General features: G+C 43.9%; 9 protein-coding genes and 2 tRNA genes. All 11 read left to right on the top strand.

The window, feature by feature from the left end; genetic code table 11:
• Window positions 1–13: 13 nt before the first annotated feature.
• The 11 genes from GVO60_RS17865 (at window position 14) to GVO60_RS17815 (ending at window position 11,073) form a co-directional block, all read left to right on the top strand.
• Complete coding sequence (locus tag GVO60_RS17865; protein WP_159656482.1) at window positions 14–1,471, top strand: lipopolysaccharide biosynthesis protein; 1,458 nt, start codon at window positions 14–16, stop codon at window positions 1,469–1,471.
• Window positions 1,464–2,837, top strand: a complete 1,374-nt coding sequence (locus tag GVO60_RS17860; RefSeq protein ID WP_159656480.1) for an O-antigen ligase family protein — start codon at window positions 1,464–1,466, stop codon at window positions 2,835–2,837. Before GVO60_RS17865 ends, GVO60_RS17860 begins: the two co-directional genes overlap by 8 nt.
• A gap of 101 nt (window positions 2,838–2,938) precedes the next feature.
• The gene (locus GVO60_RS17855; protein WP_159656478.1) at window positions 2,939–3,670 is read left to right on the top strand and encodes an acyltransferase; all 732 of its coding nucleotides are present in this window, start codon (window positions 2,939–2,941) and stop codon (window positions 3,668–3,670) included.
• Complete coding sequence (locus GVO60_RS17850; protein WP_159656476.1) at window positions 3,663–4,778, top strand: glycosyltransferase family protein; 1,116 nt, start codon at window positions 3,663–3,665, stop codon at window positions 4,776–4,778. Before GVO60_RS17855 ends, GVO60_RS17850 begins: the two co-directional genes overlap by 8 nt.
• Window positions 4,775–6,226: a GumC family protein gene (locus GVO60_RS17845; protein WP_159656474.1), complete on the top strand. Its 1,452-nt coding sequence runs from the start codon at window positions 4,775–4,777 to the stop codon at window positions 6,224–6,226. The genes GVO60_RS17850 and GVO60_RS17845 overlap by 4 nt, the downstream gene beginning before the upstream one ends.
• Window positions 6,227–6,348: 122 nt before the next feature.
• Window positions 6,349–7,440 carry a glycosyltransferase gene (locus tag GVO60_RS17840; RefSeq protein WP_159656472.1) on the top strand — a complete coding sequence of 364 codons (1,092 nt, stop codon included), beginning with the start codon at window positions 6,349–6,351 and terminating at the stop codon, window positions 7,438–7,440.
• Window positions 7,437–8,624, top strand: a complete 1,188-nt coding sequence (locus GVO60_RS17835; protein ID WP_159656470.1) for a glycosyltransferase family 2 protein — start codon at window positions 7,437–7,439, stop codon at window positions 8,622–8,624. The genes GVO60_RS17840 and GVO60_RS17835 overlap by 4 nt, the downstream gene beginning before the upstream one ends.
• Window positions 8,625–8,634: 10 nt before the next feature.
• Window positions 8,635–9,273, top strand: coding sequence for a sugar transferase (locus GVO60_RS17830; protein WP_159656468.1), 639 nt, complete (start codon window positions 8,635–8,637; stop codon window positions 9,271–9,273).
• 119 nt (window positions 9,274–9,392) lie between these two features.
• Window positions 9,393–10,706 carry a D-serine ammonia-lyase gene (gene dsdA, locus GVO60_RS17825; protein ID WP_159656466.1) on the top strand — a complete coding sequence of 438 codons (1,314 nt, stop codon included), beginning with the start codon at window positions 9,393–9,395 and terminating at the stop codon, window positions 10,704–10,706.
• A gap of 139 nt (window positions 10,707–10,845) precedes the next feature.
• Window positions 10,846–10,922: transfer RNA gene (locus tag GVO60_RS17820), tRNA-Val, on the top strand.
• A 74-nt stretch (window positions 10,923–10,996) separates the two neighbouring features.
• A tRNA-Val gene (locus GVO60_RS17815) sits at window positions 10,997–11,073 on the top strand.
• The last annotated feature ends 9 nt before the right edge of the window (window positions 11,074–11,082 follow it).

Here is an 11,082-nt window from a genome sequence, read left to right as displayed (position 1 = left end):
TGGGGACAACGTCATGAATAACACGCCAATAAAAAACATGAGTTTGTATGCTGTCAGTCTGTTTCTAATGAAAGGCGTATCGCTGTTTACCTTGCCGTTAATGGCCCATTATTTGACTCCAACTCAACTAGGTCAGCTTGAGTTCATTGGTGTAACAACGGTTTTCTTCGCTATGGTCGTGGGGTTAGCGATGCATGAAAACTTATATCGATTTATCGGAACGATCGAGTCTAAAAGTCAGAGAAGATTGAAAGCCGCCCAACTCTATTCCGCTTCATTGGTTATTTCCGCAACCTTGGGTATTTTAGCCGTTGTCGTATACAACCTACTCGACACGCCAATTGATGCAATATCGCGAACTCAATCTTTATTAATTGCAATGGTATTGTGTTATGAAGCACCGCTAGCCATTGGTCTTGCTTGGCTTCGATTACATAACCAAGCGGTATTGTTCTTCAAAATATGTGTATGTTCGGTCACGATTCAAGTCATCCTCGTTTTGTTAGCTCTTATCTATCGACCTGATGTTACGCTCATATTCGCCGCCAACGTTTTATGTACATTGGGTCAGTTCATCTTTCTTCATTTTTACCTAGGTTTTCGTATTCAACTACCGAAATTTAGTCAATTCAAAGTGTACCTTCTCTACTCTTCACCCTTGATGCTTTCAGCTATGGTTGCCTTTTGTTTAAGTGGAGCGGAGCGTTGGATTATTGCGGGCTACACAAGCTTAGAAACTCTTGGTATTTATGCGATCGCAGCAAAATTTGCACTTGGGGTCGGTATCTTAATTCAGCCATTTCATATGTGGTGGATGCCGAAACGGTTTCAAGTGCAAGAAACACAAGGCAACTGCAAAGTTGTTCATACTATTCAGCAAGGTACATTACTACTCTGCATGATCGCGGTTGGCACTGCATGGGCAAGCCAACTGTTTATTACCTTCGCACTTCCAAGTATCTATCATGCAGCCGTACAAATGGTAACGATGACCGTGCTGATAATGATGTTTAAGGAGTTGGCAGAGATGGTCAACATGGGCATTCTGTATGCAAAACAAACCTCTAAACTGTTGTTGATCAATCTTGCTTCTATTGCTTTTGCTTTCATCATTGGCGCATTGAACATCCACCTAGGCATTATGGCCATCTTGTCTGCTTTGCTACTTGGCCAAATTTGTCGGTTTTTCCTTGCCCTAATAACAAGTCAATCACTACTGCGTTTACCTTACAATATGGCCGCATTTACCGGACTCATTTTGTTAACGTCTCTTCTAATCTTAAGCGGAACAGTGCAACATTCCGACAATGTCACCTTCCTTATGCTCGTGCTTCAACCGCTCGCTATATTATGCTTTGCCCATCGAACTCAGCTTATCCACATTAAAGAGATCAAAGCGCAGCTATTTCCCACTCACACTGTGATTTCAGCTTCTACCAAACAAGATGTTGAGGAAAAGCATTATGGGTAGCATGGCGGCGCACAAAACAACACTGATACTGATGACCGCTTTGTGTGGCAGTTTGGTCGCTGTATGGTCTTTACTGCCTCATCCGGCACTTATCGCTGTGATCTGCATACTCCCTTTCGCCATTTTGTTTGTCCTTAACCAAACATTTTGGTTCGTAAGCCTATTTGTGCTCTTTTCATTTTTTAGAATACACGAAGCCTTTCCCGTCATTTATTCCTTGAAGATTCCACTGCTTCTTTCGTTAGGCGCGTTATCTGCTTTGATGTGGCACACCTTGATCAGTCAGAAAATGAACACTTACTGGCACCCTAGTATGACCCACTTAGTCATTTTCTGGGGCCTTGTAACCATAGGTTCAATTCTGGCTTCAAACCCCGGCCTATCCATTACCTACTTCAAGAACATTTATTGGAAGATCATTGTCATGACGCTTGCTATTGCCTGGTTGGTCGATAGCGAAGACGCAGTAAAAAAAATCGCCACCTTGATCATCATTTCTGGTGCGTTAATTTCTGGTGTCGCTATTTTTAATTCGCTCAACGGGATTGGACTTGTTGAGGGAACACGTGTGACTATCGGCCGGGATTTGGGGTCAGTATTAGGAGACCCAAACGATCTTTCACTAGTGCTAATGTTCCCACTCGCTTTCGCAATATCGTTCGCAACAACCCAACAGATTGGTATGGCGAGAATACTTGGCGTTGTAGGGGTAATACTCGCGGTATGGGCAGTGCTTGCAACGCAAAGTCGTGGTGGATTACTCGGCTCTTTAGCTGTATTTGGCATGTTTGGCTTGAGGCTCATTCGTTCCAAATCACTATTAATCACGCTTGGTATTATTGCAGCAACGGCTCTTTTCTTTATGGCAGGGATTTCAGATCGCCAATCTGGTGGGGCCGCTGAAGAAGGGATAGATGAGTCCGCGATGGGTCGACTCTACGCATGGGAAGCGGCATTTAAAATGGCTCTCAGTAACCCACTCACCGGCGTTGGTTTAAACAACTTTTATGCGAATTACTTCTTCTACAGTTCACATTGGGATGGGCTTAATCACGCTGTACACAGTACTTGGTTTGGCGTTCTTGCGGAAACCGGATTTCTTGGTCTCGGGGCATTTATCTGGTTGATTCGTGGATTAATCAAAACTAGCCGTGAAACGCTATCTACCCTTGATTCAAACCGAGCCAACTACTCCCCTTACCTTGTCGCGACAGCAATGGCAGTGTATGCCGGAATCGTTGGTACCATTGTCTCCGGGACTTTCCTCACACAAGGTTTTACATGGCCGATTTATATTCTATCAGCCCTTTGTATTGCGATATCTCGTATCACGCAAAACTCCTCTCAAAATGAGAAAACTCGTTAAATACCACTAGCAAAATCTATAACCTACTGTTTTTATTAATTTAAAATTCTGGCACGTAAACTGAAGTAACAAAGCAATACTCTAATAAATGAGGACTGCTTATGTTAGCTCACCAACTCAGTCACCTAAAAATTTGGCTTATAAATCACGAGAACCCGAACTATCGCAAATTGTTTGTCATTTTGAAAAACATGCGTGCATGCGACATTCCCACCCCTCATTGGCTTAATAAGTGCCTGCTTTCTCTCTACTTAATCATCCGCAATACCACTGCATCATTTGCTAGAGTGCTTTTTTTCACGCCTGCTTTTAAAGGCCGACTAAGCCGCTATGGCAAGCGACTGTATTTGTTTGGTGGTATCCCATTTGTCTCTGGACCCTTAGAAATTTCACTTGGTGATGATTGTCGAGTTTCAGGGCAAACAACATTTAGTGGCCGATCACAATCAGATCGCCCTCAACTTATCGTCGGAAGTAATGTTGATATCGGTTGGCAAAGCACCTTTGCCGTAGGGCGACAGATCATTATTGGTGACAATGTCCGCATAGCTGGTAAAGCTTTCTTGTTTGGTTATTCCGGACACTCCATGGATGCCGCATTAAGAGCCCAAGGAGCCGGAGATCGTGAAGAGGATGTAGGAGATATCATTCTCGAAAAAGACGTTTGGCTAGGTACAAATGTTACCGTTTGTCCAAACGTCACCATTGGCCAAGGTACTGTGGTTGGAACAGGGAGCGTTGTAACCAAAAGTCTTCCTCCTTTTGTCGTCGCTGCTGGCAACCCGGCTAAAGTGATTAAGCAACTAAAAGCAGAGGAGAATCATTATGCGTGATTTGATTGTTTTTGGTGAAGACTTTGGCGGCTTACCCTCAAGTACACAGCACCTAATCACCCGATTGGCGGATGATCGTAAAGTTTTATGGGTAAATTCGATAGGTTTACGTCAGCCACGGTTAAACATCCATGATATTAAACGTGCACTTGGCAAGCTAGTTGGTCGAGGAAAAAGCGGTTATCAGGCGGCGCAGCCTTTAAAAGACAATATCACTGTCGTTAACGTTAAAACGATTCCTGCACCAAGATCTATTTTCGCTCGTGCGATGGCGAAATCAATGCTATTGGCGCAGCTTCGCCCAGTTGTTGAAGAGCTTAAAATGGCAAGGCCTATTCTATGGAGCTCACTGCCGACAACGGCTGATTTATGTGGCGGATTTAACGAGTCAGCGGTGGTTTATTACTGTGGGGATGACTTTTCTGCCCTCGCCGGTGTTGATCATCAAGTGGTTAATCAGCACGAGCAAGCATTGGTCGCCCAAGCGGATATCATCCTTGCTGCCAGCCCTAAGCTTTGTCAAAAGTTCCCAATGCATAAAACTCATCTGCTCTCGCACGGGGTTGATCTTTCTCTGTTCCAAACCCCTACGGCACCAGCGAGAGACTTACCCAACAATGGAAAACCAACCGCAGGGTTTTACGGCAGCCTTTCAAATTGGTTAGATTATAATTTGCTGCAACAGTTGTGCACTTTACGCACTGATTGGAATTTCGTATTCATCGGCCCTCAGGAAATATCACCTTGCCCGCTGCCTTCATTGCCAAATGTCTATTATTTAGGGCCTAAGGCGCACAGTGAACTCCCTAGTTACAGTCAGCACTGGCAAGCCAGTTTGCTTCCGTTTGTTGCCAATGACCAAATTGCGTCATGCAGCCCGCTCAAGCTCATGGAATATTTAGCAGCAGGCCAACCTGTTATTTCAAGCTATTTTCCTGCGCTTAAACCTTTTCAAGAAAACATTCATCTCGCCTACGATGTTGCACAATTTAGCGCAGCTCTGACTTCAATCGAACAGAATCAAAGCAACGTATTGCCTGCACATTTAGAACAAGAAAGTTGGGATAACCGAAGTCATCATTTATCAAAATTGCTGGAGTCGTTATGAATGAACTAAAGCTGAGATTCATCGTGTTACTCAATGCAGCGTGGCGTCAACGCTATGTGATCGTTCTACCAATATTAATCTTCCCTTTTGCTGGTTATTTCGTTGGTAAAATGGCTCCGGCTAACTACGTGTCACACACCAGTATGTTGATTCAAGAAACCGCGAAAATGAATCCGTTTCTAGAAGATATTGCAGTATCGACCATGCTAAAAGAACGTTTGAACGCATTAAGTACACTATTAAAAAGTCGTCACGTTTTAACCGCAGTGGCTAAAGAACATCAGCTTATTGATGACACTATGTCTGCGCTAGAAAAAGACAGAGTCATTGGCCGACTCGCATCTAACCTTACCGTTAACCAGCCCGGTAAAGATTTCCTTAAGATTACTTTCTCTTCGTCAACGCCTGATGGAATGAAAGAACTGCTAGAGTCCATTAGTGAGCATTTCATTGAACAATTACTTGCGCCGGAGCGCTCTTCAATTAAGGATTCAGCTGAGTTTTTGGCCATCCACATAGAACAAAGACGTGAAGAGTTAGAAATTGCCGAACTCAAATTAGCTGACTTCAAAAACAGATTTTCAAGTATGACGCCAGAGATGCAGAGCCAAAGCTTAACTCGTCTAGCGGTACTCAAGCAGAGTTTAGCGGAAAAAGACGCTGAACTATCAGGGGTCAAGCGTAGCCTTGGTTCTCTAGATCAACAGCTCTCTAGAACCAACCCAGTTATCGGTAAAATTGAGGATCAGATCATTGAAACCCGAAGTGCATTGACCCTTCTCAGAGCAAAATACACCGATAGCCATAGCGCCGTTCAAGGTAAAGAGCGTGAATTGCGACGCTTGGAAAGTGAAAGATCACAACTGATTAATGTAGAGCAACCGAACGTTAATAGTAACCAGCTTTGGGACATTGCTAGCAGCAACAGCCTTGCTGAGCTTGGAGAAATGCAGCCGCTGCTTGTTACTCAGTTACACAACCTGCAGTTGGTTCGTAGTCGATACGAATCTCTTACTGAAGAGACAAAAAGCTTAAAAACCATGATTACTGAGCTGGAACAAAATGCCAACCAATTTGGTGATCATGCAAGAGCGCTGTACAAATTAGAGCGCGAAGCCAACACCAAACGTCAGCTTTACGATGAACTCGTACAACGCTATGAAATGGCACAACTTACAGGTTCATTAGGCGTCTTTGAGCAGAACAAGCGAGTTAAGATCATCGATTTACCTTATACACCAAGTCACCCTTCCAATTTACCGATCATCTTGTTTGTTATTGCAGGTCTATTCGCTGGTCTGGCTTTAGGTTGTGGTATCGCAACATTTATTGAGTTGTTTAACTCTTCAATTCGTCGAATAGAAGAAATAGAAACGATAACTAAAGCGCCAGTTCTTACTTATCTTCCAAATATAAAAATAAATCCTTCATTCCGCGATTCAATTTGAAACCACAATAGTGCCAAATTGAAATAACCACTTAACACACTGTTTTTATTGACAATATAAACTGGCACAGCCTATGCAATGTTAGATGATAACTAACAAAGTCAGTGATATAGGAGTATGCCATGACAAACAAACTAAAATGCATTGTCCATGTCGTTCAGCACCTCGCCCCCGGCGGATTAGAGTCCTTGGCCCTCAACATGCTTGCCTTTTCGGAGCCTGAGCAACGCGTTCTGATAGTCAGCTTAGAAGGCACTAAACTCGAATCGATAGCGAACTGGCCGAAGCTGGCTCAATACCAAGATCAGCTTATTTTTCTGAATAAACCCGCTGGTTGTAGTTTGAAAACATTGATGCAACTGTACAAATTGTTCAATGTGCTACAGCCTCATACTGTACACACTCATCATATAGGGCCAATGTTATATGGCGCCGTCGCTGCACGACTGGCTGGGGTGAGCAATCGCATTCACACAGAACATGACGCTTGGCACCTAAACTCGCGTAAACATCGCTCTCTACAAAAAGTCGCACTTAATGTCGCAAGCCCTCACCTTGTGGCTGACGCAACACTGGTCGGCGACCAGATTTCTCGACACTTCAATTATAAAAATATCACAGTGATCAAAAATGGTGTGGATTGTCAGCAGTTCAAGCCAGGTTCAAAATTCCTTGCGCGACAAACGCATAAACTCCCGACGAACGTTACCTTGATCGGAACTGCAGGTCGTCTAGAAAAGGTCAAAGGACAGGATGTGTTGATCAACGCAATGCCTTTGCTCAATAGTGACATCCACCTTGTGATTGCAGGGTGCGGAAATGAACGAACTCGCTTAGAACGTCAAGCAAGAGCGCTAGGTGTTTCCCATCGCGTCACTTTCTTAGGGCTAGTAGACGATATGCCCCGTTTTTATCAAAGCCTAGATTTGTTCTGTTTGCCTTCTCGTTCAGAGGGATTTCCACTTTCAACCCTAGAAGCACAAGCTTGTGGCATCGTCACTATTGCAACCAACGTTGGAGCTAGCGGAGAAACGTTAGACCCCGATTCAGGTCTATTAGTTAACAGTGAAAACCACCAAGAGTTAGCATCCGCAATCCAGCAAGCGCTTAAAGATTCTGACAGCGCTAACCCTAGAAGCTTTGTATTAAATCAACATGACATTCGCCAGATGATTGTTGCTTATAACTCACTAACCAAGGAGAAAAGCGCATGATTGATTTACTGTTAATTCTCACCTTCGCGTTAAGTGCTATTTTGATTGTTTACCATCATGTGGGCTATCCAGTCATTTTATCTTGGTATTCGAAGAGCCACCCGTTGAAAGCAATGCGTCATAAGTTGCGAGGCTTTCGCACTGACCTTTCCGACCAAAGTTGTGCCTCCGTAACCATCCTAGTACCGGCTTACAATGAGGAACAGTGGATAGCGGATAAGATTCGTAACCTAGCATCGCTCGATTATCCTAGGAAAAAGCTCAAAGTGATCATTGCCTGTGACGGCTGTACCGACAATACAGTGCTCATTGCTGAGCAAACGATTCAAGAAGCCTTTTGCTGTGATGTTCATTTTGAGATCCGCGCTCTAACACCAAACCGAGGTAAAGTCGCAGTCGTTAATGAACAGATGAAGACCATCGATAGTGACATTACTGCATTGAGCGACGTTTCAGCCATCATTTCACTTGATGCACTGTGGCTTGCAAATAAGCACTTTAAAAACCCAGATGTTGGCGTGGTAAATGGCCGTTATACGCTTTTTGACACGCGAAATACTGGTGAAAGTAATTACTGGCTTTACCAAAGCAATGTAAAAATGCATGAAGCGACACTGGGCTCAACACTTGGTGCACATGGTGCCTTTTATCTGTTCAGAACGGAGCTGTTTGAACCGCTTGCGAGTAATACAATCAATGATGATTTTATTATCCCTATGCGAATAGTGCGTAAAGGCTATCTTTCAGAATACGATAAAGAGATGACGGCATTAGAGCTTGAACCCTCTTCAACCAACGCGGATTTTAAACGTCGTTTACGTATCTCTGCAGGCAATATGCAGCAAGCCATTCGACTATCTGATATGTTTTTACCACGTTATCGCGGTGTCGCTTTTGCCTTTTTGTCAGGTAAAGGGTTAAGGCTCCTAACACCATATTTAATGATCGCATGTTTGATAACTTCAATCTGTTTAAGCCAGTATCCGGTGTTTATGGCAGCGCTCGTCGCACAGCTTGTTGTTTACTGTATTGCTTACCTCGCTTACCTATTCCCCTACATGTTTAGCCATAAAATCTGCAAATTACTGTTATATATCGTGGCAGGACATATCGCGAATTTCATTGGTGGACTTCGTTATTTATTGGGCTTAGAAACTGGAAGATGGTCGCGCGTGAACCATTAAGGAGATAATTATGAGTAACGTATCAACGCCAATGAGTATTTATATCGCTAAACGCCTATTTGATTTTTTGGGCGCCTTGTTTGCTCTGATCGCTTTAGCGCCTATTATGCCCTTCATCGCGATTGCTATTAAGCTGAGCTCGCCTGGTCCCATCTTCTATAAGCAATTGCGTGTCGGCAAATCAACCCCCGACAGAATGCTATTTTTCGACATCATTAAGTTCCGAACCATGTATCAAGATGCTGAACAGAGAACTGGGGCAGTTTGGGCAACGGAAAATGACCCAAGAATTACTCCGGTTGGCCGCTTTCTAAGAAAAACGCGCCTTGATGAAATTCCGCAACTGTTTAACGTAATTAGAGGCGATATGTCATTGATTGGCCCCCGCCCCGAAAGACCAAGCTTTTATAACAAATTGGAGCAAGCCATCCCATATTTTGCCGATCGCACCTATGGCGTCATGCCTGGAATCACTGGCCTTGCTCAGGTTAATCAAGGTTATGACACCTGCATTGATGATGTGCGCAGAAAAGTTGGGTTCGATCATAGCTACGCATTATCACTACGCTCACTAAGATCTTGGGTCGCAATGGACATCGATATTATCACGCGAACTATTGTCGTCATGTTTGATGGTCGAGGACGATAATTTTTCCGGCTAGCCTGATAACAAAGGCTAGCCGTTCCAATCCATCTCGAGTTCAAATAATCATTGTCTCTGGTTCGCGATAACGCTTTAATGAGAAAAACGACAAAAAGCAAAAGCGTATGAAAAACCTCTTTGAACAGTATCCTTTAATAAACCAACTCGTCTCATTAAAAGAGAGCGAGTGGTTTAATCCAAACACCACCACAGTAGACGCTGCCTTACCCTATGTCGGTCTGACTCAAGCAGATGTACAAGACGCATCGGATCGTTTGACTCGATTTGCACCTTATCTAGCCCAAGTTTTCCCTGACACTGCAATTAATGGTGGGATAATCGAATCTCCAATACGTGCCATTGAAGCAATGAAAAGCCAGCTTGAGAGCCAGTACGACCTACCTATTCCAGGCAAGTTGCTGTTAAAAATGGATAGCCATCTACCAATATCAGGCTCTATTAAAGCGAGAGGCGGTATTTATGAAGTGCTAACTCATGCTGAAAAACTCGCCATTCAGCATGGGTTATTGACGTTGACGGATGATTATCGTCAGCTCGATTCTGAAGAGTTTCGCTCCTTTTTCTCTCAATTCAGTATTGCTGTTGGTTCGACAGGTAACCTTGGCCTTTCCATTGGCATTATGAGTGCGAAGCTTGGATTCAATGTATCTGTCCACATGTCAGCAGATGCCAGAGAATGGAAAAAAGCGAAGCTAAGATCCCACGGAGTCAATGTAGTGGAATACCAAAGTGACTACGGTGTCGCCGTCGAACAAGGCCGTAAAGAAGCTGAGCAAGACCCTAATTGTTTTTTTATTGATGACGAGAACTCAAAAACACTGTTTCTCGGCTACTCTGTCGCCGGAGAAAGAGTAAAACATCAACTCGAAGCGCTAGACATTACAGTCAGTAAAGACCAGCCATTGTTTGTCTATCTACCTTGCGGTGTTGGTGGCGGCCCAGGCGGAGTAGCTTTTGGACTAAAGCTCGCATTCGGCGATCATGTTCATTGTATTTTTGCAGAGCCAACCCACTCGCCCTGTATGCTGCTTGGCGTTCATACAGGACTGCATGACCAAATCTCAGTACAAGAGATTGGCATCGACAATAAAACGGCTGCGGACGGGCTTGCTGTTGGTCGAGCCTCAGGTTTTGTTGGTAGAGCAATGGAACGAATGATTGATGGTTACTATACGGTCAGTGACAGTACCTTATTTAGCCAACTTCAAACGTTAGCTAAAACCGAATCTATTCAATTAGAGCCGTCAGCACTTGCCGGAATGAAAGGCCCGTTTGTCATTTACCAGCAAATTGACTACTTGGCGCGACTCAATTATTCAAACAAAGCACTTAAAAATGCGAACCATCTTGTTTGGGCGACTGGCGGCGGTATGGTGCCGCAAACAGAAATGGAAAAATACCTCACTATAAAAACTTGATTTGGCGCACATTTATTATCCTGCACGGTTTAAAAAAGCGCCTTTTTGATTAGATGTAAAGCAAACAGTTTCAAAACCAATAATTTACGCTTGCACGATTGAACAAGTCTCGGTAACATTCGTCACGTTCTTAAGGAATGGGTCCGTAGCTCAGTTGGTTAGAGTACTACCTTGACATGGTAGGGGTCGGCGATTCGAGTTCGCCCGGACCCACCATTCCTTCTGTTGAGTTTGTCACTCAACCTTGATTGATTTAGTCACAATCATGTATAGAAGCTTAAGTACATCGTGCGTCCGTAGCTCAGTTGGTTAGAGTACTACCTTGACATGGTAGGGGTCGGTGATTCGAGTTCACTCGGACGCACCATTATTTAAA

It is taken from the genome of Vibrio atypicus, from assembly GCF_009811315.1.
Classification (GTDB): domain Bacteria; phylum Pseudomonadota; class Gammaproteobacteria; order Enterobacterales; family Vibrionaceae; genus Vibrio; species Vibrio atypicus.
The sequence above is the reverse complement of the archived record's forward strand: the minus strand, read 5'-3'. Positions and strand labels throughout refer to the sequence as shown.